Annotated in this window: 21 protein-coding genes; 18 read left to right on the top strand and 3 right to left on the bottom strand. The window is 64.9% G+C overall.

The window, feature by feature from the left end; genetic code table 11:
- Positions 1 to 35 precede the first annotated feature (35 nt).
- The 8 genes from ACK8CP_RS11155 to ACK8CP_RS11120 all read left to right on the top strand — a co-directional run bounded on the left by ACK8CP_RS11155 (position 36) and on the right by ACK8CP_RS11120 (position 9,443).
- Positions 36 to 1,037, top strand: coding sequence for a TAXI family TRAP transporter solute-binding subunit (locus tag ACK8CP_RS11155; protein ID WP_414831824.1), 1,002 nt, complete (start codon positions 36 to 38; stop codon positions 1,035 to 1,037).
- A 56-nt stretch (positions 1,038 to 1,093) separates the two neighbouring features.
- Positions 1,094 to 3,007, top strand: coding sequence for a TRAP transporter permease (locus ACK8CP_RS11150; RefSeq protein WP_414831823.1), 1,914 nt, complete (start codon positions 1,094 to 1,096; stop codon positions 3,005 to 3,007).
- Positions 3,008 to 3,016: 9 nt separating this feature from the next.
- Positions 3,017 to 3,730, top strand: a complete 714-nt coding sequence (locus ACK8CP_RS11145) for an aspartate/glutamate racemase family protein (RefSeq protein WP_234630424.1) — start codon at positions 3,017 to 3,019, stop codon at positions 3,728 to 3,730.
- 3 nt (positions 3,731 to 3,733) lie between these two features.
- Positions 3,734 to 4,852, top strand: coding sequence for an NAD(P)/FAD-dependent oxidoreductase (locus ACK8CP_RS11140; protein ID WP_414831822.1), 1,119 nt, complete (start codon positions 3,734 to 3,736; stop codon positions 4,850 to 4,852).
- On the top strand, positions 4,836 to 5,147 hold the full coding sequence (locus ACK8CP_RS11135) for a 2Fe-2S iron-sulfur cluster-binding protein (protein WP_414831821.1): 312 nt from the start codon (positions 4,836 to 4,838) through the stop codon (positions 5,145 to 5,147). The genes ACK8CP_RS11140 and ACK8CP_RS11135 overlap by 17 nt, the downstream gene beginning before the upstream one ends.
- A complete protein-coding gene (locus tag ACK8CP_RS11130; protein ID WP_414831820.1) occupies positions 5,144 to 6,556 on the top strand; it encodes an FAD-dependent oxidoreductase in 1,413 nt (470 codons plus the stop codon). The genes ACK8CP_RS11135 and ACK8CP_RS11130 overlap by 4 nt, the downstream gene beginning before the upstream one ends.
- Positions 6,549 to 6,944: a carboxymuconolactone decarboxylase family protein gene (locus ACK8CP_RS11125; protein WP_234630428.1), complete on the top strand. Its 396-nt coding sequence runs from the start codon at positions 6,549 to 6,551 to the stop codon at positions 6,942 to 6,944. The genes ACK8CP_RS11130 and ACK8CP_RS11125 overlap by 8 nt, the downstream gene beginning before the upstream one ends.
- Before the next feature lie 117 nt (positions 6,945 to 7,061).
- A complete protein-coding gene (locus ACK8CP_RS11120) occupies positions 7,062 to 9,443 on the top strand; it encodes a transketolase-like TK C-terminal-containing protein (protein WP_414831819.1) in 2,382 nt (793 codons plus the stop codon).
- A gap of 65 nt (positions 9,444 to 9,508) precedes the next feature.
- Here ACK8CP_RS11120 and ACK8CP_RS11115 read toward each other — a convergent pair whose 3' ends face one another.
- Genes ACK8CP_RS11115 through ACK8CP_RS11105 form a run of 3 tightly spaced genes read right to left on the bottom strand, consistent with a single transcriptional unit; the run spans position 9,509 to position 13,009 of the window.
- The gene (locus tag ACK8CP_RS11115) at positions 9,509 to 10,600 is read right to left on the bottom strand and encodes a hypothetical protein (protein ID WP_414831818.1); all 1,092 of its coding nucleotides are present in this window, start codon (positions 10,598 to 10,600) and stop codon (positions 9,509 to 9,511) included.
- On the bottom strand, positions 10,597 to 12,231 hold the full coding sequence (locus tag ACK8CP_RS11110) for a class I adenylate-forming enzyme family protein (RefSeq protein ID WP_414831817.1): 1,635 nt from the start codon (positions 12,229 to 12,231) through the stop codon (positions 10,597 to 10,599). The genes ACK8CP_RS11115 and ACK8CP_RS11110 overlap by 4 nt, the downstream gene beginning before the upstream one ends.
- A gap of 13 nt (positions 12,232 to 12,244) precedes the next feature.
- On the bottom strand, positions 12,245 to 13,009 hold the full coding sequence (locus ACK8CP_RS11105) for an enoyl-CoA hydratase/isomerase family protein (RefSeq protein WP_414831816.1): 765 nt from the start codon (positions 13,007 to 13,009) through the stop codon (positions 12,245 to 12,247).
- Between the two features lie 144 nt (positions 13,010 to 13,153).
- Here ACK8CP_RS11105 and ACK8CP_RS11100 point away from each other — a divergent pair, with 144 nt between their 5' ends.
- The 10 genes from ACK8CP_RS11100 (at position 13,154) to ACK8CP_RS11055 (ending at position 25,730) form a co-directional block, all read left to right on the top strand.
- Entirely contained in the window at positions 13,154 to 13,936 is a 783-nt protein-coding gene (locus ACK8CP_RS11100) for an IclR family transcriptional regulator (RefSeq protein ID WP_414831815.1), read from the top strand.
- Between the two features lie 105 nt (positions 13,937 to 14,041).
- Positions 14,042 to 14,356, top strand: coding sequence for a (2Fe-2S)-binding protein (locus tag ACK8CP_RS11095; RefSeq protein WP_414831814.1), 315 nt, complete (start codon positions 14,042 to 14,044; stop codon positions 14,354 to 14,356).
- 4 nt (positions 14,357 to 14,360) lie between these two features.
- Entirely contained in the window at positions 14,361 to 15,761 is a 1,401-nt protein-coding gene (locus tag ACK8CP_RS11090; RefSeq protein WP_414831813.1) for an NAD(P)/FAD-dependent oxidoreductase, read from the top strand.
- Positions 15,758 to 16,957, top strand: coding sequence for an NAD(P)/FAD-dependent oxidoreductase (locus tag ACK8CP_RS11085; RefSeq protein ID WP_414831812.1), 1,200 nt, complete (start codon positions 15,758 to 15,760; stop codon positions 16,955 to 16,957). Before ACK8CP_RS11090 ends, ACK8CP_RS11085 begins: the two co-directional genes overlap by 4 nt.
- Before the next feature lie 647 nt (positions 16,958 to 17,604).
- Positions 17,605 to 18,669 (top strand): ABC transporter substrate-binding protein, encoded by a 1,065-nt coding sequence (locus tag ACK8CP_RS11080; protein ID WP_234630437.1) that lies wholly within the window; start codon positions 17,605 to 17,607, stop codon positions 18,667 to 18,669.
- A 59-nt stretch (positions 18,670 to 18,728) separates the two neighbouring features.
- Positions 18,729 to 19,835, top strand: a complete 1,107-nt coding sequence (locus ACK8CP_RS11075; RefSeq protein ID WP_414831811.1) for an ABC transporter ATP-binding protein — start codon at positions 18,729 to 18,731, stop codon at positions 19,833 to 19,835.
- Positions 19,828 to 21,642, top strand: a complete 1,815-nt coding sequence (locus ACK8CP_RS11070; protein WP_414831810.1) for an ABC transporter permease subunit — start codon at positions 19,828 to 19,830, stop codon at positions 21,640 to 21,642. The genes ACK8CP_RS11075 and ACK8CP_RS11070 overlap by 8 nt, the downstream gene beginning before the upstream one ends.
- 111 nt (positions 21,643 to 21,753) lie before the next feature.
- Positions 21,754 to 23,064 (top strand): NAD(P)/FAD-dependent oxidoreductase, encoded by a 1,311-nt coding sequence (locus ACK8CP_RS11065; RefSeq protein WP_414831809.1) that lies wholly within the window; start codon positions 21,754 to 21,756, stop codon positions 23,062 to 23,064.
- Positions 23,061 to 24,065, top strand: coding sequence for an ornithine cyclodeaminase family protein (locus tag ACK8CP_RS11060; protein WP_414831808.1), 1,005 nt, complete (start codon positions 23,061 to 23,063; stop codon positions 24,063 to 24,065). Before ACK8CP_RS11065 ends, ACK8CP_RS11060 begins: the two co-directional genes overlap by 4 nt.
- Before the next feature lie 162 nt (positions 24,066 to 24,227).
- Positions 24,228 to 25,730: an aldehyde dehydrogenase family protein gene (locus ACK8CP_RS11055; protein WP_414831807.1), complete on the top strand. Its 1,503-nt coding sequence runs from the start codon at positions 24,228 to 24,230 to the stop codon at positions 25,728 to 25,730.
- Positions 25,731 to 25,852: the final 122 nt, after the last annotated feature.

Below are 25,852 nucleotides of genomic sequence, written 5' to 3'. Positions count from 1 at the left end.
AGCCGTCTGCCTGCCATAAGCAGAAGGGGAACGTGATGAAGACAGGAATTGCAGCGTTCGGGGCGAGGCTGGCTGCCGCCGTCGTTCTCGGCGCGGGAGTGCTCCTCTCGGCGGCGCCGAGCCGGGCGGCTGAGAACCTCGAATGGGCCGCCGGCTCGCCGGGCGGCAGCTGGTTCACGATCGTGACCGGCCTTGCCAACATCGTCATGGAGGAAAATCCGGACATCAAGATCCGTGTCGTGCCGGGCGGTGGCCGAGACAATCCCACCAGGATCGAAAGCGGCATCAGCCAGATGGGCATGGGGATCGACTTTCTGGCCGCGGCGGCGATGAAGGGCGAGGATCCTTATGATCGCAAGCACGAGACGCTGCGCTCGCTTGGCGGGACCTGGGCGCCGGCGGAGTTCCACGTCATCGTGGCCTCAGACGACCCGCGCCCGCTTGCCGAGATCCTCGCCGATCCGAAGATTCGCATCGGCACCTCGCCGCGTGCGACATCGGAGGAGCTGACGCTGCAGCGGGCGCTCGCGTTCTACGACAATTCCTCCGAAAAAATCTCCGAGGCGGGTGGGACGCTCATCAACGGCACCTACACGCAGCTCATCTCCGCTTTTCAGGACGGACAGATCGATGTGCTGTGGGGTGCGGGCAGCGCGCCGACCGGCATTGCGCTGGAGACCGAGACCGGCCGCCGCGAGGCGCGGCTCGTGCCCTTCGGCGACGATCTGATGACCTACCTCTCCGACACCTATGGTTACGGCAAGGGCACGATCCGCGCCGGGTCGTACGAGAAGCTGCAGGCGGGCGAGGGCGATGTCCCCGTCACCACGATGGAAGCGCTCATCCTGATGTCCTCGAACGTATCGGAGGACACCGCCTACACGATCACCAAGACCCTGATCGAGAACCGTGACCGCTTCGGCAACATCTACAAGGTGCTGGGCCGATATGATCCGAGCGTGGCCTGGAAGAACCAGCCGGTGCCGCTGCATCCGGGCGCCGAGAAGGCGTACAAGGAACTCGGCTTCATGAAATGACCACCCGGGAGCGCCCGCGCCCCGGGCGCTTCCGCTGCGCAGCGGAGTGGTGAAGCATGCGTGACCTCAAAGGACCGATCGGCATCGCTGTCGCCGTCTGGCTGGCCGCGATGGCGGCCCTGCACTTCTATTTCACGGGCTTCGGCTTTCCTGAGCCGCTGAAGCTCGCGAGCCTGCACCTCATGTTTGCGGTGCCGCCGATCTTCCTGCTTTACCCGGCCTTCAAGACCTCGCCGCGCCACCGCCCGAGCATTGTCGACGGCATCTTCGCCGTCGCCGCCTTTCTGCCGAGCCTTTATATCTATCTCGACCCCGGCCGGGTCTACGACCGCAGCGCCTTCATCGATCCGCCGACGCTTCTGGAGACGGTGCTCGGCACGATTCTCGTCGTCCTGATTCTGGAAGCGGTGCGGCGCGCGCTCTCCATTGCGCTCTCGATCCTGACCGGCCTCGTCATCCTCTATATGTTCATCTGCGATCTTCTGCCCGGCGTCTGGTACTACCGCGACTTGCCGTACAATCAGATCATCGACGTCCTCTATTTGATGAACGGCAGTGGCCTTTACGGCCAGCTCACCGGTATTTCTGCGACCATCGTCGCAGCCTTCCTCGTCTTCGGCGCCTTCCTGCAGACGAGCGGCATGGGCCGGCTCTTCATGCATCTCGGCACCTTCCTCGCCGGGCGCTACAAGGGCGGGCCGGCGAAAGTCGTCGTGGTGGAATCCGGCCTCTTCGGCATGACGAGCGGTTCCTCCGTCGCCAATGTCGTAGTCACGGGCTCCGTCACGATCCCGGAAATGAAGCGTATGGGTTTCCCGCCGGCGATGGCCGGCGGCATCGAGGCCGCGGCAAGCGTCGGCGGCCTCATCATGCCGCCGATCATGGGTGCCGCGGCCTTCGTCATGGCTGAGATGATCTCGGTCCCCTATGTCGACATCATCTCCGCCGCCTTCATCGGCGCGGTCCTCTACTATCTCGGCATCTTCGTCGCCGTGCACTTCCAGTCGAAGCGGCTTGGCATCGCCTCGCTGCCGAAGCACGAGATCGCCACCTTTCGGGACGTCCTTGTCGACGTGCACTTCGTCATCCCGATCGTCGTGCTTCTGACGCTGATGACGATGCATTTCTCGCCGTATTTTTCGGCCTTCTGGGCAACGGTTGCCGTCGTCGTCAGCGCCTGGTTGCGCACGCATACGCGCATGGGACCGGTGAAGATCTGGACGGCGCTCGTCAATGCCGGGCGGACGATCTGCGTCATCGCGGTCGCCGTCACCGCTGCCGGCATCATCACCGCGGCCCTCACCAATACCGGCCTCCTGCTCGCCTTCACCGGCATCATCAAGGGCCTCGCCGGGGATTCCTTGTTCCTGCTCGTCGTCCTGGTGGCGATCAGCTGCCTGTTCCTCGGCATGGGCGTGCCGACCACGCCTGCCTACATCATCACCGCGGCCATCGGAGCGCCGATCATCGCCGAGCACGGCGTGGCGCCGCTCCTCTCGATCCACCTGTTCGTATTGTATTTTGCCGTCCTGGCCGATGCGACGCCGCCCGTCGCGGCCGCCTCCTATGCGGCTGCGGCGATCGCGAGAGCCAATCCGATCATGACCGGATTCCATGCCTTCCGCATGGCCGTCGGGGGTTTCATCGTCGGCATTTCCTTCATTTACGAGCCGGCGATCACGCTTGATGGCTCGCTCTACGAGATCGTCACCGCCACGGCGGCGATCGCCAGCGGCATCGTGCTCATCAGTCTCGGCTATGTCGGCTACACTGACGGACGTCTGCCGTTCTGGCTGCGCGGGCTTCTTATTGTGGCCGGCATCGGCTGCGCGCTCTTGCATGAGGTGCCGGAGCTCTATCGCGCCCTCTTCGGCTTTGCCCTCGTCGCCACCGTAATTTTTGGAGGACGGCGCTATTTCGCCGCCATGGCCGAGCGAGAGCCAACCTCCGAACTCAGGAACGAAGCTTAGGGGAATTCAATGGACAGAAAGAAAACCTATTACGGTGTCTCCGTCGGCATCCTGATGGTGCATTCCTATTTCCGCCGCTACATGGGCGATATCGGCCATGCCGGTACCTGGAATTTCCCGGTGCAGTACAAGGTGGTGACCGGCGCAGTGCCGTCGATGATGACGGACCTGCACAATTCGAGCCTGCTCGAACCGTTCAAGAAGGCGGCGGACGAGCTCATCGAGGCCGGCGTCGACGGCATCACCACCACCTGCGGCTTCCTCTCGATCTACCAGCGCGAGCTCGCCGATTATTGCAGCGTGCCGGTGGCGACGAGCAGTCTCCTGCAGGTGCCGATGGTCGAGCGTATGCTGCCGACCGGCAAGAAGGTCGGCATCCTCACCTACAATGGCGAGGTGCTGAACGGCCCCTATCTCGAGGCAGTCGGCGTCGATCCGGCAACGCCCGTCGGCGGCATGCCGCAGACGTCCAACTTCGTGCGCTGGATCCGGGAGGGCGACAACTCCGTCACCTTTGAGACGTTGCGCGGCGAGGTCGTGGCGACGGCGGAGAAGTTCCACGCTGAAAACCCGGATGTCGGCGCCATCGTGCTCGAATGCACCAATCTCGCGCCGTTCACCGCCGACATCGCCGACCGTCTCGGCATCCCGGTCTATGACACGGTGTCGATGGTGAACCTCTTCCACGCCGGGCTGCGGCCGCGCCGTTACGTGCAAGACTGAGCCGTGAGCGGCGCGCGTTCCACGCAATGGGCGGTGATCGGCGGCGGCATTGTCGGCGCCGCCATCGCCTATGGGCTCGCCCGTGCCGGCGAAAAGCCGCTCCTCCTCGACGAGGGCGATGTCGCGCACCGGGCGGCCCGCGGCAATCTCGGCAATGTCTGGGTGCAGGGAAAGGGCGCGGCGCTTCCTCCCTATGCCGATCTCAGCCGGCGCGCCGCCAATGACTGGGCCGCCTTTGCCGGCGAGCTGGAGGAGGTGACGGGCATCGACGTGCATTTTCGCCGGCCTGGTGCCTTCTTTCTCTGCTTTTCGCCGGATGAGCTCGAAAAGCGCGGCGCCATGATGGCGCGCCTCAACGAGGCCGCGACGGTGAAGAGCCGGTTCGAGGTGCTGGAGGGCGACGAGCTGAGACGGCGGCTGCCGGCGGCTGGTCCCGCGCTTGCCGGTGCCATCTTCTCGCCCGACGACGGCACGGCGAACCCCTTGCGGCTCCTGCGCGCCCTGATCAAAGGCACGGTCACCCTCGGCGGCGAATACCTTCCCTGTCAGAGGGCGGAGAATATCGCCCTCTCCGGCGCCGGTGTCGAGATCGCGACGGAGAAAGGGCCCGTGCGGGCGGAGCGGGTCGTGCTCGCTGCCGGTCTCGGCAATGCCCGGCTTGCGCCGCTTCTGGGTCTTGACGCGCCAGTGCGCCCGGTTCGCGGCCAGATTCTTGTGACGGAAAAGGTCCGCCCCTTCCTCGCCAGCGGCACGAATTTCGTCCGCCAGACGGTGGAAGGCGGCTGCGTCTTCGGCGAATCCTCCGAAGAAGCCGGTTTCGACGAGGGGACGACGCTTCCGGTGCTGCGCGAGACGGCTGTGCGCGCCGTCGCGGCCTTTCCGCTCCTGCGCCACGTCCAGGTGGTGCGCGCCTGGGGGGCGCTCAGGATCATGAGCCCGGACGGCGCGCCGATCTACCAACAGACGGAGGACGGCCGCGCCTTCCTCGTCAGCGTCCACAGCGGCGTGACGCTTTCTTCCTTCCATGCCGGGCCACTGGTGAAAACTCTGATGGGTGAAGGTTTCTCCATCCCCGCCTATCGGCCCTTCTCGCCGGAGCGTTTTCATGTTCAGGCGGCTTGAGAGAGGCGCCGGTGGGCGCGTCACGGTGCATGTCGACGGGCGCCCGGTGCAGATGAAAGAGGGGGCGAACCTTGCCGCCGCCCTTCTTGAGGCCGGTTTCTCGCCTTTTCGCACCACGCCTGCGAGTGGTGCGCCGCGCGAACCCTATTGCATGATGGGCGTGTGCTTCGACTGCCTTGCGGCCGTTGATGCCGTGCCGAACCGTCAGACATGTCTCGAAAGGGTCCGCGCCGGCATGACGATTGAGATCCAGGACGGGGCAGCGGGTGTCGCTGAGGCGGAGGGCGAGTTTTGAGCGACGCAAACCGTGTCGATCTCGCGATCGTTGGTGCAGGTCCCGCCGGCATGGCTGCAGCCATTGCGGCGCGCCGGCATGGGCTCAAGGTTGCCGTCTTCGACGAGCAGCCGGCGCCGGGCGGCCAGATCTACCGCGATGTGGAGACGGCGGAGGCGGGCCGCAGTGCAATTCTCGGTGCGGACTATGTTGCCGGCCGGACGCTTGCCGAGGCGTTTCGGGAAAGCGGTGCGAGCTACTATCCGCGCGCCACGGTCTGGCGGCTTGCCTCCGACGGTCTCTCGTGGAGCGCGCCTGCGGGCGGGGATGAAATCGCGGCCGAGCGTATTCTTGTGGCCGGCGGCGCGATGGAGCGGCCGTTCCCTGCAAAGGGCTGGACGCTGCCCGGCGTCATGACGGCAGGGGCGGCGCAGATCCTCCTGAAGAGTGAGGGGGTGGTCGCCGACGACGCCGTCTTCATCGGCTGCGGACCACTCCTTGCGCTCGTGGCGTGCCAGTATCTGAAGGCTGGTGTTCGCATCCGAGCGATCCTCGACACGACGCCGCCGCAAAATCGCATGGCCGCGCTGCGGCATCTGCCAAAGGCGCTCGCCGCGCCGGGCATGCTTTCCAAGGGGATCGGTATGCTCGCCCGCATCGCCGCCTCGCCGGTCGCCGTTTACCGGCGCGTGGAAAGCGTCGAACTGGTGGGCGATGGGCGCCTCGCTGCCGTGCGCTGGCGCGACCCGCAAGGCTTCCATGAGATCGAGGCGGAACGGGCCTTCCTGCATCAGGGCATTATCCCGAACCTCAATATGACCATGGCGGCCGGATGCCGACACGTTTGGGACGAGCGCCAGCTCGCCTTCCGGCCTGAGACCGACGAATTCGGCCACACCAACCTCGCCTGGCTTATGTCCGCTGGCGATGGCGCGGGCATCGCCGGGGCCAAGGCTGCAGCTTTGTCGGGCGAGATCGCCGGTCATACGGTGGCGCACGACCTTGAGCGCCTCGACGGCGCATCCTTCGAGGCGGCCACGGTACCGCTCCTCAAGGCACGTCGGCGCGAACTCGCGTTGCGCCCTTTCCTCGATGCGCTTTACCGCCCGGCGCAGAGCATGCGCGTACCGGAGGACGATGATGTCGTCGTCTGCCGCTGCGAGGAGGTGCGGCGAGGCGAGATTGCGCGTGCCGTCGCCGAAGGCTGTCCCGGCCCCAATCAGCTGAAGAGTTTTACCCGCGCCGGCATGGGCCCGTGCCAGGGGCGCTTGTGCGGCCACACGGTCGTCGAGACGATCGCCGCACTGTCCGGAGCCGCGCCGGAAGCGGTTGGATACTATCGCAGCCGGATGCCGTTGAAACCGGTCACGGTCGGCGAGATCGCCGGTCTATCGTTTGAGAACAACTTGAGGGAGAAAAGCCATGGGTAAACCGCAGCCGATCGAATATGCGGACGCGTCACCGGAGGTGAAGGCGGTTTTCGACGACATCAAGACCTCGCGCGATATTCCCGACGTCAACAATTTCTGGAAGTATCTTGCGAACGACCCGACGACGCTGAAGCGCACCTGGGAAAGCGTCAAGGAGGTGATGGCCCCCGGGGCGCTCGATCCGCTCGTTAAAGAACTCATCTATGTCGCCGTCAGCGTCACCAACAATTGCGGTTATTGCATCGCCAGCCATACCGCGTCGGCGGAGAAGGCGGGGATGACGGAGGCGCAGTTCGGCGAGCTGATGGCAGTCGTCGGCATGGCCAACGAGACGAACCGGCTCGTCAACGGCTACCGTGTGCCAATCGATCCTGCCTACGAGAAATAGATCTCTGCGCGCAGGCCGGGCGTGGACGCATAAGAAGAAACACGCAGGGGGCTGAAGCGGCCAGGATCAGTCGAAAAACGCGCCGGTGATGGTGCGGACAGGGAGGGGAGAGGCACCATGGACACGGACACAATCCGGCATCTGAAGGCGGTGGAGAGGGAGCTGTTGTGGCTCTCCTCCTGGATGATCCACAACGCCAACAATGTGCGCGAGAAAGATGCGGTGAAGGTTGGCGGCCACCAGGCTTCCTGCGCCTCCATGGTGTCGATCATGACGGCGCTTTATTTCCACGCCCTGCGGCCGGAAGACCGGGTGGCGGTGAAGCCGCATGCCTCGCCGCTCTTCCACGCCATGCAGTACCTGATGGGCAACCAGACCCGCGACAAGCTCGAAGCTTTTCGCGGCTACGGCGGTGCCCAATCTTATCCGAGCCGCACCAAGGACGTCGACGACGTCGATTTCTCCACCGGCTCGGTCGGCCTCGGCGTCGGCATCACCGCCTTCGCGTCGCTGGTGCAGGACTACATCACCGCCCACAGCTGGGGCCGCGACGTGCCGCTCGGGCGCATGATCGCCCTCGTCGGCGATGCCGAGCTCGATGAAGGCAATGTCTACGAATGCCTGCAGGAAGGCTGGAAGCACGAGCTGCGCAACACCTGGTGGATCATCGACTACAACCGCCAAAGCCTCGACGGCGTGGTGCGCGAGGGGCTGTGGCAGCGCATCGAGGCGGTGTTCCGCGCTTTTGGCTGGAATGTCGTGGTGCTGAAATACGGCGCCTTGCAACGCGCCGCCTTCGAGGAGCCCGGCGGGGACCGCCTGCGGGCTTGGATCGACACCTGTCCGAACCAGCTCTATTCGGCGCTCGCCTTCCAGGGCGGGGCCGCATGGCGCAAGCGGCTGATGGACGATATCGGCGATCAGGGGGCGGTGAGCGAGCTGTTGGAGCGGCGCTCCGATGCCGAGCTCGGCGAACTCATGAACAATCTCGGCGGTCATTGTGTGCGCTCGCTCGCCGACGCCTTCGATGCCGTGGACGACGATACGCCGACGGTCTTCCTCGCCTATACGATCAAGGGCTGGGGCACACCGCTCGCCGGCCATAAGGACAACCATGCCGGCCTGATGACCGGCGCCCAGATGGGCGAGCTGAAATCGGCCCTTGGCGTTGCCGACGGTGCCGAATGGGGGCCCTTCGCCACCTGCGGTGATGATCCGGGGCTTCGCCGCTTTCTCGCTGCCGTACCTTTCTTCGAGAAGGGAACGCGGCGCTACAAGGCGAAGAAGGTCGCAACGCCCGGGCCGGTCCTTCTCGACGACAAGGTGCTCTCCACCCAGGCCGGCTTCGGCAAGATCCTCGATGGCCTGGCGCGTGCCGGCTCTGAAATCGCCGATCACATCGTCACCACTGCGCCGGACGTCACGGTCTCGACCAATCTCGGACCCTGGGTGAACCGCCGCGGCCTCTTCGCCCGCCAGGCGCTCTCCGACACGTTTCGCGACGAGCGCGTGCCCTCCGCGCAGAAATGGATCTTTTCACCCGAGGGTCAGCACATCGAGCTCGGCATCGCCGAGATGAACCTCTTCCTGCTTCTCGGCGCCGCCGGGTTGTCGCACGCGCTGTTCGGCGAGCGGTTGATCCCGATCGGTGCTGTCTACGATCCCTTCATTGCGCGTGGCCTCGATGCCCTCAATTATGCCTGTTACCAGGATGCGCGCTTCCTCATCGTCGGCACGCCCTCGGGCGTCTCGCTGGCGCCGGAGGGTGGCGCGCATCAGTCGATCGGCTCGCCGCTCATCGGCATCAGCCAGGACGGGCTGGCAAGCTTCGAGCCGGCCTTCCTGGACGAGCTTTCGGTGATCATGGATTGGGCCTTCGACTATCTGCAGCGCGACGGCGAGGGCGATCCTGACGAACGGACCTGGCTGCGTGACGAGACCGGCGGCTCGGTGTATCTGCGGCTGACGACGCGGCCACTGGAGCAGCCGATCCGACGCACCGACGAAGATTTTACGCGCGGTGTCATCGATGGGGCCTATTGGCTGCACGAGCCGGGGCCGAATGCTGACGTCGTGCTCGCCTATCAAGGCACTGTCGCCCCGGAAGTGATCCAGGCGGCCGGACAATTGGGGGAGGGGCGGCGCGATATCGGCGTCCTTGCCGTCACCTCTGCCGACCGCCTCAATGCCGGATGGACGGCGGCGCAGCGCGCCCGCCGGCGCGGTCACCGTCATGCCGCCGGTCATGTGGAAACGCTGCTGAAGCCTCTGCCGCGCCACTGCACCATCGTGACGGTGACGGACGGCCATCCTGCCACGCTTGGCTGGCTCGGCGCCGTCGCCGGCCATCGCACCGTACCGCTCGGCGTGGAGCATTTCGGTCAGACAGGCACGATCGCCGACCTCTACCGCCATTACGGCATCGATACGGCGAGCATCGTGGAGAGTGTCGCAGCGCTGACGCCAGGCCGCCAGATCCGCGGCGTGCTGACGAGCTGAGGGCGCAAGATTGCTCGCCGCATCCCAGGCGAGCGTTTTGGATGGCTAGATGAAGAGCCGCCGCCTCAGTGCTGCGGCTCTGCCAGGAGCTTGTCGCGCAGGCCGAGCATGTCCTCACAGACGGCTTCCAGCGCCTGGACGTCGAAGCCCTGCGCATGGGCAAAGCCTTCGCGTTCCAGAAGCTCAGCGAGCCGCCCATGAAACACCGCCTGCGTCCCTTCCACGGTGAGACCACTTTGCCTCTCGAAAGCGTCGTTCCAGGCAATCGCCTCATCCTCTGAGACGCCGGCGGGCAGATCGAGCGACAGAGCGCCATCCTTGAGCGCGACCGGATAACCGCCGGGCAGTCCGTTCGGCCCGGGCACATGGCCCGACCAGGGAAGGCCAGCCGCAAGCGCCAGAATGAGCGTCACGCCGCTCGCCCCGGAAACCTCGATGGCGGGCTCTGGCGTCAGGCGCACATCGGCGAAGGTGGCGAAGACGTCGGAAATCTCGCTGTCGCCGACGAAGACGCGCGGGGCGGGAGCGCCTTTGCGGTCCTCCGCTTTGCGCCGCCACGGGGCAAGGCACTGATAATGCGCCAGGATGCGGAGAGGGCCGTCGCCGAGCGCGGTACGCGCCTCGGCACCGTCGAAGACATTCGACAGGATCGCCACATTGCCGGTGCCGCACAGAACGCGGTGGCCCATAGCGGTAATCAGGCCGTTCACGACGTCGGGGAAGGAGCAGTTGATGAAATGCGTGCCCGGCGCGTTCTGGCTGATCGCGGCAGCCATGCGGCTGGAAATCAGTGCCTGAAAGATCGCCGTTGCCGACAGCCCGCCATCGGCGACGAGTTGGCTCCAGCGGTTGCCCGACTGTGCGATCACGGCGGAGGTCTGGATCGACGCGGCCTGCACGACGATGCGCGGCGCGGCGATTTCGAGGATCCGTTCGCTCGCAGACTCCTCAAGAAGGTCCAACCGGTGCGTGACGACGCGCGCGGGCGTACCGAACATGCGGGCGCGGGCATTGCCGGCGGTGCGCAGCCAGTCGAGCCGCTCCGCATTGCGGCCGGCGACCATGACGGTGACCGGGCTCTTCGCGGTTGCGGCGATATCGAGAACGATCCGGCCAGCGAACATGCCGGTTCCGGTCACGAGGACATCGACGCTCATGGCTTTCTCCGCTCCGTATGTGCTGCGCTGTCCCACCGGCCCTCGGGCGCTTGCGGGAGACGGTGTTTCTGAATCCGCTGGCTTGGCGTCTTCGGGAATGCCTCGACGAAAGCGATGTAGCGCGGCCGCTGATACGGTGCGAGCCGGCCGGCGAGCCACGCATGCAGCACGTCGGGCTTAAGCTCGGAGCCCTTGCGCCGGACGACGAAGAGTTGAATGTCGTATTCGCCGACCTCGGCAGGCACGCCGACCATGGCACATTCCTCGACGTCGGGATGGTGCAGGGCGACCGATTCCACCTCATGGGATGAGACGTTCTCGCCGCGGCAGCGGATGCTGTCACCCATGCGCCCGTGGAAGAAGAGGAGGCCATCCTCGTTCCACGAGCCGAGATCGCCGGTGTGGAAGCCATCGTCGCGCAGCGCCTTCGCTGTCGCTTCCGGATTGCGGTAATAGCCCGGAAAGATCGCCGCCGGCAGCGACGTGTTGACGATGATCTCGCCGCGTCCTTCGCCGGCGCCGAGCAGCTTGCCGGTCTCGTCCTTGACCGTCACGGTGAACCAGGGCAGCGGGCGGCCGACGGAGCCGAGGGCGCCTTCGGTGTTGCAGGTCGTCAGGCTCGAGGATTCCGTCATGCCGTAGCATTCGCGGATCTGTACGCCGAAGCGGTCCTCGAAGGCTTTCCAGACATCTGCCGGACAGCCGCCGCCCCAGGCGATCCGCACATCGTGGTCACGGTCGAGCGGAGAGGGGGGCTGCTTCAGGAGAATCTGGATGATGCCGCCGAGATGGTGGATATGCGTGCAGCCGGCTTCGCGCACATCGGCCCAAAAGCGGCTGGCGCTGAACCGGTCGCGCAAGGTCACAACGATGTCGTGCAGGAGCGGCATGACGATCACCTGTGCGCCGCCGATATGGTAGAACGGCTCCCACATATAGAGGTTGTCGCCCGGCCGCAGCCCGGCGCAGAACGCCGCCGCCTGCGCCGACAATTCCAGCATGGCATGCGTGACCATGACGGCTTTGGACGGGCCCGTCGTGCCGGAGGTGAACATCAGAGCGACGAGGTCGTCAGGGGCCAGAGCGCGCTCTTGCAAGCTTGCGTGCTCAACCGCTGGAGGCAGCCCGGCCAAGGGCAGGATACCGTTCTCGGCCGTCGCTCCGCAGCTTTCGATGGTCGCCACGAGATCGGGATCGCAGACCACGATCGCGGCTTCGACGAGCTTGATCGCATGAGCGAGCCCGTCGCCGACAAGTGCTGGGTTGGTCGGGACCCATATCATGCCGGCCCGCATCAGCCCAAAGATGAGCGCCAGCGACGCAGGGCTGTTGCGCATCATGACGACCACGCGATCGCCGGCGCGCACGCCATGCGTCGAAAGGTGCGCGATCATCGCATCGGCGCGGGCCGAGAGTTCCCCGAAGGTGAGCGGCCCCTCCGGCGTGTGCGCAAACACGCGTTCGGGGATGCGGTTGGACAGCTCGTTGAAGCTTTTCGCCAGGCCGTGAATGCGCACCTCGGAGCCCGGCGCGAAAAAACCATCGCTCTGCGGCTCGCCCGGCCCCCGATTGTTCTCGGGCGGCATGGCGCCGTCTGTCGTCGCGCCGTCTGTCGTCGCGCCGTCTGTCATCGCATTGCCCGGCTCAGCGCTTGCGGCGCGCTTCGAAGAAAGCTTCCATCATGGCCTGCGGCTCGCCGGTTCCATAGGCTTCGACCTGGACCCGGATGCCGGAGTTCATGGCGTCATCGAAGCCGGCCTGTGTCACCTCGGCGATCCGCTGACGGTCGAGACGCATGGCGACGGGGGGCTTCGCGGCAAGAAGCTCGGCCAGTTCGAGCGCCGTCGCCTGGACCTGGTCTGCCGGCACGAGGCGGCTGATGAGACCGAACGAGAATGCCTCTTCCGCCTCGATCATCCGGCCCGTCAATGTGAGGTCGATGGTGCGGGCGAGACCGAGATGCTCGCGCATGATCCAGTTGCCGGTGACCGTCGGGATGCCGGAATTGATCTCCGGCTGTCCCATCTTCACGCCTGGATGTGCCACGCGGAGATCGCACAGGAGTGCCACCTGGAAAGCCGATCCGGCGGCCAGGCCATTGAGCGCGGCAATGATCGGCTTCGAGCCGAGGCGGAAGCGATTATAGAGCGCCTTCCATTCGCCCATCCACGTTTGGGCGCGGTCCGCGTCGAAGGTCTTGCTTTCGCTGAGGTCCTGCCCCGCGCCGAAGGCACGATCGCCGGCGCCCGTGAGGACGATGGCGCGAATGCCGGGATCGGCCTCGGCATCGTCGAGGGCGGCGTTGAGCATGTCACGCATCTGCGTGTTCCACGCATTGAGCTTGTCCGGCCGGTTCAAGGTGATGCGGCGGACTTGGCCGATTGTCTCGGTGAGGATGGAATCTGCCATTGTATCCATTATATTGCAATAACAGTTATTGTAATAATGCAGCCGGCAGCGCTCTGTCAACCAACGGACGTCTGCACGGCGGGTGATCGCACTGGACGGCACGCCTTCAGGATGTAAAACGCTAACCGCGGATCAGGGGCAGAGATGAGCACGCAGGGGCAAAAAGGGCGGAAAACCAACCCGCTGATGGTGCAGTCGGTGGCGAAGGCGTTTCGGGTTCTCCAGGCCTTCGATTCCAAGCACCCTTCGATGAGCCTGTCGGAGATCGCTGAGCAGACCGATATGGATCTGAGCGCCGCGCAGCGTTTCGCTTACACGCTCCAGCATCTCGGCTATCTGACGAAGAATCCGGTCACGCGGCAATTCTCCCTGGCCCTCAAGACGCTCGACCTTGGCTACAATTACCGGCAATCCTCTGAACTCGTCGGCCGCGCGATGCCGGTCTTGCAGCATCTCAGCAAGCAGACCGAGGAGACCGTCAATCTGACGATCCTCGATGGTACCGAGATCGTCTACATCGCCCGAATCCAGAGCCGGCATGTGCTCAATGCCGACGTCACCACCGGCACAAGGCTGCCGGCGTATTGCATGTCGCCGGGTCGGGCGATCCTCTCGCAAATGAGCGAAGAAGACGTACGCGCAGTGATCGCGAAATCGGATTTGCAGATGCACACGCCGGCGACGGTGACCGATCCTGACCGGCTGATGGAGTTGATCGCCGAGGTGCGCGTGCAAGGTTACGCGGTTTGCTTTGAAGAGCTCTACCGGGGCGATGCCTCGATCGCTGCGCCGATCATCGGTCCCGGCGACAAGGTGACCGGCGCGGTCAGCATCGCCACCTCTTTGGCGCGTTTTTCTCCTGAAGAAGTGACGGAAAACTACGCCAATCTGATCATTGCCGCCGGACGGTCGATCTCGATCCCTTGAGGGGTGTGAGATTTCCGATGCCATCTCTGAGGCTCCCCTGCAGTCCAGCTTGACAGGGGCGTGAGCTGCGTTCAGCCTTAATGCGATAGAAGTTATCGCAATGAAATGACAGCACCCGCCGCGTCCCCTCCCGGGCTTTTCGTTCCGATCTATGAACTTGCCGCCGAGCTCTTCATCAGCCTCGATGGCGTTCGCATGCCGGGCCGGCGCGGCGAGACCGTCATGTCGGTGCTGCTCCGCAACGCGGCCGCTCTTGGCCGCTCGGAATTCGATGGTCGTTCCCGCGCGGGCTTCTGTCTCATGGGCGCCTGCCAGGATTGCAGTCTTTGGAACATGGATGGGGGGCGCATCCGCGCCTGCATGACAATGGCGGAGGACGGCATGGCGCTTGTGACGGCGCCGCCGCTTGCCGAGATATGATGCGATGAGCGGCGCTCCCCAAGACGCTCCGCCCGTGATCGTCGGAGCCGGCCCGGCGGGTCTTGCTGCCGCCGGAGCCTTTGTCGAGGCTGGGATCCGTCCGATCGTGCTCGACGAGTCCGACCGACCTGGCGGGCAGGGTACGCGACGTCTGACGCCTCTGCTTCGCGACAAGGCCGAGCCCCTGTTTGGGGCGCGGGCAGCAAGGCGCCGGCAGGAGCGCGAAGCGCGGGAGGATCACATTCTGTCGGGTTGCGATTACCGGGCGAACACCCTCGTCTGGGGCGCTTTCGACGGCGGTCTTGAACTTTTGAGCGGGGGTGCGTGCCAGGAATTGCGGTATGCGCAGCTCCTCCTCGCGACCGGTGCGACCGACGCTATTCTTCCTCTCCCCGGCTGGACACTGCCCGGCGTCTATTCGCTCGGCGGGGCGCAAGTGGCCTTGAAGCGTCACGGCAACTTCATCGGCCGCAAGATCGTCTTCGCCGGCTCTTCGCCGCTCCTTTATCTCGCTGCGGCCCAGTATTGCCGCCTCGGCCTATGTGAGATCACCGTCCTCGATACGACGCCCTTTCGCGGCAAGCTGCGCGCCGCCGTCGGGATGGCTCGACACGCGGCGGGAACGCTTCGCCAGGGCCTTTCACTGATGGCGGAGCTGCGGCGCGCGGGCATACGCATTCTCGCGGCGGCAGATCTTCTCGCGGTCGAAGGCAAAGACCGCGTCGAAGCATTTCGTTTTTGCGATGCCGCCGGCCGGGAGGATCGTCTTGACTGCGACGCTGTGGCGATCGGCTTCGGCCTGCGGCCCGAGACGCAGCTGGCCGAACTCGCTGGTGCTGCCTTCGAATTCGATCCGGTGCTGCGGCACTGGTTTCCTCGCCTTTCGCCGGATGGGCAGGCCGGGCCGGCTTTGTGGATCGCCGGCGATGGCGCCCGCACTATGGGGGCGGAAGGGGCCAGTTTCGCTGGCCGCCTTGCGGCGCTCTCGATGCTTCAGGAAATGGGCCGCGGCGATGCCGTGAAGCCCGATGAGATGAGGCGTTTGCGGCGACGGCTCGAGCATGCGAGGCGTTTCCAGCTCGCGGCTGCGGAGGCCTTCCGCATTCCCCGCGAGATGCTGTCGCGTCTGCCCGAAGACACCATTCTTTGTCGCTGCGAGCGCGTGACCTTGGGCGAAGTCCGGTCGGCCGTGCCGCGCGCGTCGGGACCGGTGGAAGTCAACCGCAACAAGGCGATCACCCGCTGCGGTATGGGGCGCTGTCAGGGGCGGTATTGCGGCGTTGCGCTTGGCGAAGTGGTGGCGAAGGTGACGGAACGTGATCTTGCCGAGGTCGGGCGCCTGCGAGCCCAGGCTCCGATCCGCCCGATCCCGATGTCGGCGGCGATGCGGGACGCGGCCGAATGACTCGTCCGACCGCCTTCGATGCGATGGTGATCGGGGCCGGTCTCTTCGGCGCCTTCACCGCGTTCTTTCTGGCGCGCGCCGGCCTGAGAGTGGTGCTCCTCGAACGCGGCTTTGTCGGCGCGCAGTCGAGCGGCGCAAATTTCGGTGGCCTTCGACTTCAGGGCCGCGATCCCGCTCAGTATCCCCTCTCGTTGCGCGCCCAGTCCCATTGGGAGGGCTTCGTCGAGCTCGTCGGCGAGGATTGTGAGTACGATCGCGCCGGCCATGTCTATTTTGCCCGAACGCCCGAGGGCAGGGCAAAACTCTTGAAATATGCTGCGACATCCGAAGCCTCCGGCCTCGCGGTTGAAATCCTGGAAGGCGACGCACTCCGTGCCCGGCTGCCTCTGCTTGCGCCCGAGATTGCGATTGCGAGCTATTCACAGCGCTGCGCGACCGCCAATCCGAGGCTGGCGACACCGGCCGTCTGCCGGGCCTTTCTGCGGGCGGGAGGCGTGCTTCACGAGGGATTCTCGGTCGCCGAGATCCGGCATGACCAGGGGCTTTTTACGGCTGTCTCGGCGGACGGGCGGGGGCATTCAGCGCCCATCCTGGTGAATGCCGCCGGTGGCTGGGCCGGTGCTCTTGCCGCGATTTTCGGCGAGAGAGTACCGATCTTCGCTGCCGGCCCCCCGCAATTCGTGACGGAGCCGCTGCCGTATATTCTGCGCCCCACGATTCAGGCCGTCGAGGGCGATGTGATCGTTCGCCAAATCCCGCGTGGCAACGTCATTTTCGCTGGCTATCCGCGCACGCGATCAACCGCCGATGGCAAGCATACTTTCGTCCCGCCGCAGAAGACCCGCACGGGCATGGCGGCTCTCGTCTCCGCTCTGCCGGCCTTCCGGCACGCCGAGGTCATCCGGAGCTGGTCGGGTGTCGAAGGCTATCTGCCCGACATGCTGCCAGTCGCAGGGGCAAGCGCGACGACAGAAGGCCTCTTCCATGCCTTCGGAGGAAGCGGCGGCGGCTTTCAAATCGCACCCGCCGTGGGCGAGTGTCTGGCCGCGAACATCCTAGGTGAACCGCCACCTACGTCGCTTCATCCGTACCGCATTGGCCGGTTCGATGGTCATCTCGAAGAGAGCGAAAAGATCCTGGCGGAGTTCGACCGCGCGGATGAGAGAAGTGTGGGCGAGGGCATCTTGGCGGGATAGCAGGCGAAGATGCGTCTGCGGTCCGGCCGTAACATGAGCCTTTGCACGAATTGCCGACAATCAGACTGGAGGCAAAGCCCCTGTGGCCGCTCCGCTTTCTGAGTGGCGCTTGGAAAATTTGCTCGGGCTCGCCTTTCCCGCGTGAGCTCCCGCTTGACAGGCCTGCCTCTGCTGGGCTTCATTTCAATAAGTACTATTGAAATCCAATAGTACAGTTTTGGAGAGGAACCGTTTGGGCGACAGCCTGGTGATCGAATTGGCAGACGGCATCGGGCAGCGGACCCCGGAGCCGCCGCGCGACCATCGTCTACCCGGGCGAGACGCGGACGGCAGAGCTTCGGCACAATTGGATACGCGCTGCGATCACCCCCGGGATCTGCTGTGGAATTGCCGGAGCGATCATAAAGGCCCCCGGGCGGGCCCGACGACATCGACAGCGCTCAGGCCGCAGATCGCATGCCCTCAAGCGGCATCGCCGCTCCCACCCGCGAGGGACGATGGGCGGATCGCCCGGCCACCCCGACAGGTGGATGACGCTTTTCTTCAAGACGGGACTGCGTTTGGGCAGGCTCTCAGATCCCGCACACAGAACACCTGCAGCCTGTCCCGCCTATGAGCACGTCTCACGAGAGGAAAGGAACAGAACCATGCCGTTAAACAGGAAGATCTCCCGCCGCAGCATTCTCCTTGGGAGTGCGGCGAGCCTCGCCGTCAGCGCAGTCGGCCTTTCCATTCGCCCGGCGCGCGCGGCGGATTCCCTGACCGTCGCCGACCCCGGAGGCCCCTTCAAGGATGCCTATGGGGCTGCCTTCTACAAGCCCTACGAGGAGAAGACAGGTCTCCAGATCGTCAACGTTGCCCGCGAGCACCAGCCGACGAGCCAGGTTCAGGCGATCGTCGACACCGGCAATTACAGCTGGGACGTCGTCACGATCACTCAGGGCGACGAGGTTCTCCTGCATGACCGCGATCTGCTCGAGCCTCTCGACTGGGATCTGGAGCATATGGGAGACATCATGAAGGAGGCGAGGGCGCCCGACTGGATGGGTGTCGACGTCTACGCCACGATTCTCGCCATCCGTTCCGACCACTTCAAAGACAAGAAGCCGGCCTCGTGGGCGGATTTCTGGGACGTCGAGAACTTCCCCGGCCGGCGTGCGCTGCGTAAGAGCCCGATCGATACGCTCGAGATCGCGCTTCTCGCCGACGGCGTGACGCCGGAGGAGCTTTATCCTCTCGACCTGGATCGGGCCTTCAAGAAGCTCACCGAGATCCGCCCGCATATCGACGTGTGGTGGACGGGCGGTGCCCAGACGAGCCAGATGCTGCAATCCGGCGAAGTCGACATGCTGCCGACCTGGAACGGCCGCGCTCAGACCGTCATCGACGCCGATGGCACCGTCGAGATCGTTTGGAACCAGGGGCTCTATTCGATCGAAGGCTGGGCGATCCCCAAGGGCAGCCCGGCGAGCGACGAGGCCAAGAAGTTCATCGCCTTTTGTGCCGATCCGAAGCGCCAGGCCGAATACACGAAGACGCTGGCCTATGGGCCGACGAACCCGAAGGCCTACGACTACATCCCGCCGGAGCGGGCGAAGTTCCTGCCCACTGCGCCTGCGCATTTCGACAAGCTCATTCTCGCCAGCCAGGAATGGTGGGGTGAACACAAGGAAGAGGCTGAACAGCGCTTCAACGAGTGGCTCCTGTCCTGACAAGATCTCGTCCTCCCGCTCCTGCGCGGGAGGACGACCTCCTATCCAAGGTTTCCTTCATGAAGATGGCTGACGGTTCGTCAAATTCCGATTCGCTGAAGCTCGAAGTCCGCAACCTCCGCAAGACTTTTGGAGAGTTCGTGGCGCTCGAGGGAGCCTCCGTCGAGGTCCGCGCCGGCGAATTTCTCACTCTTCTCGGCCCTTCCGGCTCGGGCAAGACGACACTCTTGCTGGCGATCGCGGGACTCAACGAACCCGACAGCGGCGAGATCAGGATCCATGGGGATCTCGCGACCTATCTCCCGCCGTATCAGCGTGACATCGGCATGGTCTTCCAGAACTATGCTCTGTTTCCGCATATGACGATTGCCGAGAACATCGGCTTTCCGCTCCGCATGCGCCGCTGGTCAGCTTCGAAAATCGATGAAGCGGTGAGCCGGATCCTGGAAGTCGTGCAGCTTCCGGGCACGGAAAACCGTTATCCACGCCAGCTCTCGGGTGGCCAGCAGCAGCGTATCGCGCTCGCCCGCGCTCTCGTCTACGAGCCGTCGATCGTCCTCATGGATGAACCGCTCGGCGCGCTCGACAAAAAGCTGCGCGAACAGCTCCAATACGAAATTAAGCGTCTGCACGAGCGTCTCGGTCTCGCCATGCTCTACGTGACGCATGATCAGGAAGAGGCGCTCGTGATGTCCGATCGCATCTGTCTGATGCGGCAGGGCAGGATCGAGCAGATCGGCACGCCTGAAGAACTCTATTTCCGCCCGAAGACTCGTTTTGCTGCGGACTTCCTTGGCGAATCGAACCTTCTCCAGGGCGAGGTGACCGGCCGGGGGGAAGGCGACTGCGCGGTCGTGCTTGCCGACGGCAGCACGGTGAGAGGTCCCACCACCACGGAGCTGAGTGTCGGCGATAAGGCGGTCGTGATGATCCGCCCCGAAGCCATCCGCATCAATGCGGCAGAGCCAGGCGCCAATTCCGTCACCGCCACCTTCATCGAGGCCGTCATGACCGGCGGGACGACGAAGTGCTTTTTCGAGGGCCATCAGGGGCAGCAGCTCAAAGCTCAGATCCTCACCGGCCAGCCGCGCGACGGCCTTGCCCCCAACAAGGAAGCGGTTCTTTCCTGGGAACCCGAATCCTGCGTGGTGCTGGCCCATGACTGACATGTCCAGCTCTGCGGCGCCGGCGCCCGCGCGTCCGCTTGGCCGAGCGCTTGCCACGTTGCGCGGCAGCTGGCCTCTGATCCCGGCGGCCCTCTTTCTTGCCGTCGCCTTCGTCTATCCGGTGGCGCTGTTGCTTGGACGCAGCTTCGTCGGCTCCGATGGCGGGCTCAGTGCGGAAAACTATGCCCGCCTCGGCGAATCCACCGTCGTTGTCCGGGTGATGCTCATCACCTTCAAGATTGCCGGCTGGACGACCCTCTTTGCCATCATCGCCGGCTATCCGATCGCCTATCTGCTCGCGACTTTGCCTCCCAGCCGGCGCAATCTCCTGGCGATCTTCGTTCTGATGCCGTTCTGGACGAGTTTCCTCGTCAGAACCTTTGCCTGGATCGTGCTTCTCGGGCGCAACGGTGCGCTCAATCAGCTGCTTCAGGCGCTCGGCGTCAGCGATCCGCCGTCTTTTCTCTACCAATTCTCCGGTGTCATGATCGGCATGGTGCATGCGCTGATGCCGCTTTGCGTGCTCACCATGCTGTCCGTTATGGAGAATATCGACAAGCGTCTCACAGATGCGGCGGGAACGCTCGGCGCTCGGCCGGCCGCGGCCTTCTGGCGGATCTATTTCCCGCTCTCTCTGCCGGGTGCTGCCGCAGGCGGGCTTCTCGTCTTCATCACCTCGCTCGGTTTCTTCATCACTCCGGCGCTCCTCGGCAGCGAGCGCGAGACCGTTATCGTCCAGCTCGTCATTTTCCAGATCAAGGAGATGCTGAATTGGGGCTTCGCCGGTGCGATCGCGATCATGCTTCTCGTCGTCGCGCTCGTCATCTTCTACATCTATGACCGGCTCGTCGGCCTTTCGACGCTTTCGGGCGGCGATGTGCGCGGGAGCTCCTCGTCGCGCAATCCGCTCTCCTGGCTCGGTTCGAAGGTTGGCAATCTTCTCCTGACCGTGATCTCGGAGATATCCGACGTCATCGGCCGCGCTCTGGGCGCTCTCATGCCGGTTCGGCCGGACCGCAAGCCGCGCCGCATCGGCGGTAAGGTCTTACGCCTCGTCGCGCTCGCCGGTATCGCCTTCCTCGCCGTTCCGGCCTTCTTCGTCGTCCCGGTCTCGTTCAGCGAATCCCAGTTCCTCAGCTGGCCACCGAAAGGCTTTTCGCTGCAATGGTATCGCGAGGTCCTCGACAATCCTCTGTGGATCGGTGCGGCCTGGCGCTCCTTCGTCGTCGCGTTCAGCGTCGCCGTGGTGGCCCTCATCCTCGGCGTTCCGGCGGCCTTCTATTTGGTCCGGCGCGCCCGCCGCACGACAGCCATCATGGCCTTCCTGATCTCGCCACTGATCATGCCGCACATCATTATCGCGGTGGCGCTTTTCTATCTCTTCGCCCAGATCGGTCTCGTCGGGACGACCATCGGCCTCATCATCGGGCATACGGTCCTGGCCATTCCCTATGTCGTCGTCACGGTCGTGGCGGTTCTCAAGAACTACGACATCCGGCTCGATCAGGCCGCCTCGACACTCGGGGCGAACGGCGTGCGCACCTTCCTCAACGTGACCTTCCCGCTGATCCGTTCGGGGCTCATCGCCGCGTTCATGTTCGCGTTCATCATCTCCTTCGACGAGCTGACGATCTCGCTGTTCGTGACGGGCGGGCAGGTCACCACCTTGCCGAAGCAGATGTGGGACGATGCGCTTCTGCGTGTCAGCCCGGCGCTCGCGGCCGTCGCCACGCTCATCCTCGCCTTCATGACGGCGGTGATCCTCGGCTCGGAGATCCTGCGCAGGCGCGGCGTTGCCAAACAATAGGGGAGACGGTGGGACGGTGATGGACGTGAGGTTACCGCCATATTGCGAGCCGACGGCCTCCCACCTCGTCGTCCCGCGCGATTGTCGTCACGCTATCGAGGACGAACGGCAGTGACATCGTCCGATGCAAGTGTCGCCGCGCACGGCCCGACAGAGAAGCCTCTCCGCACCGTCGTGATCGGCGCCGGTATCGTCGGCATTTTCTGCGCCCTGGAGCTCCAGAAGGCCGGTCACGATGTGATCCTCCTCGATCGTGGCCCTCCGGGGGGCGATCAGGCGGCCTCCTATGGCAACGGCGCGTGGCTCAGTCCGGCCTCGATCATGCCGATGTCGGTTCCAGGCCTGTGGCGAGACGTGCCGGGCTATCTTGCCGATCCGTCTGGCCCCTTCGTCATCCGCTGGCGCCACCTGCCGTCGCTTCTGCCATGGCTTGTTCGCTTTCTGCGCGCAGGAAGCAGCTGGCGGAAGGTCGAGATCTGTGCCGCGCATCGTTACCGCCTGTGCCGCAGGACGGTGGACTGGCACCTGAAATGGGCGCGGCCGGCCGGCATCGAGCATCTCATCGCCCGCGAGGGGGTCTGGTTCCTCTATCGCGACCGCTCCGACATCGAGCGCGAGGCGCGAGAATGGAAGATGCGCAAGGAACTCGGTGTCCGCTTCAGCGAACATGATCGCGCGGCGCTGATCGAGCGGGAGCCGGCGCTGTCGGAGAAGTATAACTTCGGGATTAGGGTCGATGAGGGGGCCTTCCTCCGCGACACGCGCAGCTATTGCGAAGGCCTTGTGGCGCATTTCTGCGCCGAGGGCGGCCGTCACGTCCGCAGCGCCGCTCGCAGCTTCGAGACGACGCATGGCCGTCTCACACATGTGGTGACGAGCGATGGACGCATTGCCTGCGACCGTGCGGTCATTGCGGCCGGCGCCTGGTCGGCCGAACTCGCGCGCCAGGCGGGCGACAATGTTCCGCTCGTCTCTGAACGCGGCTATCATGTGGTCCTGCCCGGGGTCATCGGCCATCCGCCGATGTCGGTCATGCCGGCCGACGGAAAGATGGCGGTGACGCCGACGGACCGTGGCCTGCGCATCGCAGGACAGGTCGAGCTTGCCTCGCTCGATGCCCCGCCGGACTGGCGCCGTGCCGACATCCTCCTCGCTTTCGGCAAGAAGCTGTTTCCCGGGCTCCACGGTGTGCAGTCTCCTGATCGCGTGGAGCGCTGGATGGGTCACCGACCGTCGACACCGGACGGCCTTCCTTCGATCGGCGCGGCATCGGCCTGCGCCGATATCGTGCACGCTTTCGGTCATGGGCATTCCGGTATGATCCAGGCGCCCGCGACGGCGCAGATCGTCTCGCGTTTCCTCACAGCCGGCGTGGTCTCCCCGGAGGATGCGGCTTTCTCTCCCCGGAGATTTGCCGCGTGAATGAAGCCCCCCGATTTCTGGGCGAGGCCGAGATCAGGGCGCTCGCCATCACGCCGGATGAAGCTCGGCGCGCCGTTGCCGACACCTTCCGGGCGGCCAGCGAAGACCGCGCCGTGAGGGCACCCAAGACGGCGCTCACGCTTGCCCCCGGGCACGGCTTCCAGGCGATGGCAGCGGCTTCGGCATCCACCGGCCTCGCTGTCGTGAAATGGACGGGCATCGCGACGGTGCCTCCGGGCGGCGAGGGGCCCGGTATCAACAGCCTCATCATCGCCAGCGATTATGACACCGGCAAGCCGATCGCCGTCCTCGACGGCAACGAGATCACGCTTATCCGCACGGCGGCGCTCTCTGCCGTCGCGGGCGCGTATCTCGCCCCGCCCGGCGCCCGCACGCTCGGCATGATCGGTTGCGGCCTGCAGGCCCACCAGCATCTCGCAGCCCTTTGCGCTCTCCGGCCTGGTCTCGATCATCTTCTCGCCTTCAGTCGAAGCGAGGCGTCAGCCGTGCGTCTCGCCGAGGCCGCGGAGGCGCGGGGTCTTGCCGGCGAGGTCGTGTCTTCGCCGCAGGATCTGCTCGAGCGCGCCGATATCGTCGTCTCGATGGTGCCGGCCTCGCCGGAGCTGGTGCCGTTCCTTGATGCGCGCGTCCTGAAACGTGACTGCTTCGTGTCCGCTGTCGATTTGGGCCGCGCCTGGCTGCCCGAGAGTTTTGCCGCTTTCGATGTTCTGGCGACCGACGATCTGGCGCAGGGCACGCATCCTTGGGACGTGAACGGGCGCGAGGTCGACACGGCGGAGTTCGCCACCGACCTTCTGGCATTGTGTCGGGAAACTGCGGTCCGGGAGGCGACAAGTCCTGCGACACGCGGCCGCCGGCTCTTCTGCTTCAAGGGGTCGTCCCTGGCCGACCTCGCCCTGAGCGCGCTGGTGGTAGAAAGGGCGTGGCCCGGCATCATCGCCAGTCACGCCAGAATTGCAGAGGTTTCCAAAGGAACATGAGGACTTGCGGCACTGTCCTGGAGGGGCGGACCGTCGATCGTTTCAGTCTGGCCAAAGCTTTCGCCCCCTGACGGCTCTTGCCCTTGGCAAGCGGGCATGTCGTAAGGAGGCATGGCCACTGCATTGCCCGATCACATCAAGAACACGCGGAGAATTCATTCCATGACGTATCAGACGCTTCTCGACGCTTGCGGGCTCTCGGCCGGGCAGACGTCCTCGGGCTCGCTCGTCGTTACCACGCCGGTTGACGGATCGGAGATCGCGCGCCTCGAAACCCATGCCCCCGGCGATGTCGAGGCAATGGTCGCGACAGCGAAGACGGCCTTCAAGGCCTGGCGGGACATGCCCGCGCCGCGCCGTGGCGAGCTTGTCCGTCTCCTTGGCGAAGAGCTGCGTACTGCCAAGGAGGACCTCGGACGCCTGGTCGCGCTCGAATGCGGCAAAATCTATCAGGAAGGCCTCGGTGAAGTGCAGGAGATGATCGACATCTGCGACTTCGCTGTCGGCCTGTCGCGGCAGCTCTATGGCCTGACGATCGCATCAGAGCGTCCCGGACATTCGATGCGCGAGACCTGGCATCCGGCCGGCCCTTGCGCCGTGATCACTGCCTTCAACTTTCCGGTTGCGCCTTGGGCATGGAATGCCGCGCTCGCGCTGGTCTGCGGCGATCCGATCCTTTGGAAGCCCTCGGAGAAGACGCCCCTGACGGCGCTTGCCACGCAACGGATCTTTGAGCGTGCTCTCGCCCGTTTCGGCGATGCGCCGGAGGGGCTGCTGCAGGTCGTCATCGGCGACGCGGCAGCCGGCAATGTGCTGGTGGAAAGCCCTGACGTGGCCGTGGTCTCGGCCACGGGGTCGGTGCGCATGGGCCGGGCTGTCGGGCCGAAGGTCGCTGCTCGCTTCGGCAAGCTCATCCTCGAGCTTGGCGGCAACAACGCCATGATCGTCGGCCCGTCCGCCGATCTCGAGCTCGCCGTGCGGGCCATCGTCTTTGCCGCGGTCGGCACGGCCGGCCAACGCTGCACCTCGCTCCGGCGGTTGATCGTCCACGAGGATGTCTACGACAAGCTCGTGCCGCGTCTGGCCGAGGTCTATGCCAAGCTGCCGATCGGCGATCCCTTGGCGGATGGAACGCTCGTCGGGCCGTTGATCGACGGTGCGGCGGCGGAGATGATGGACAAGGCGCTCAAGGCGGCCGCCGCCGATGGCGGCACCGTGCATGGCGGTGGCCGGGCGCTTGTCGATACCTATCCAGACGCGGCCTACGTACATCCGGCGATTGTCGAAATGCCGGCGCAGACCGACATCGTCCGCGAGGAGACTTTCGCGCCGATCCTCTACTGCATGAAGTATCGCGAACTCGACGAGGCGATCGCGATCCAGAACGACGTCTCCCAGGGCCTGTCCTCGTGCATCTTTACGACCGATCTGCGCGAGGCGGAGCGTTTCCTATCGGCGGCGGGCTCCGATTGCGGCATCGCCAATGTCAATATCGGCCCCTCGGGTGCAGAGATCGGCGGCGCCTTCGGCGGTGAAAAGGATACCGGCGGCGGCCGCGAGTCGGGTTCCGATGCCTGGAAGGGCTACATGCGGCGCGCCACCAATACGATCAATTATTCCAACGCCTTGCCGCTCGCTCAGGGCGTCTCGTTCGATATCGATTGATCAGCTTTTCGGCCAGCGGCGGTTTTCCCCGCCGCTGCCGATTGGTACCATTTACCTCAAAGTTGCGAGAGGCTTGCCGGCAATCAGAAGAAGGCGGATGGTGAGCGTGTGACGTGCCCTAG

The organism is Afifella sp. YEN Y35, from assembly GCF_047553465.1.
In the GTDB taxonomy this organism is placed as follows: domain Bacteria; phylum Pseudomonadota; class Alphaproteobacteria; order Rhizobiales; family Afifellaceae; genus Afifella; species Afifella aestuarii.
Note: the sequence above shows the minus strand (reverse complement) of the source record. Positions and strands in the feature narration are given on the sequence as shown.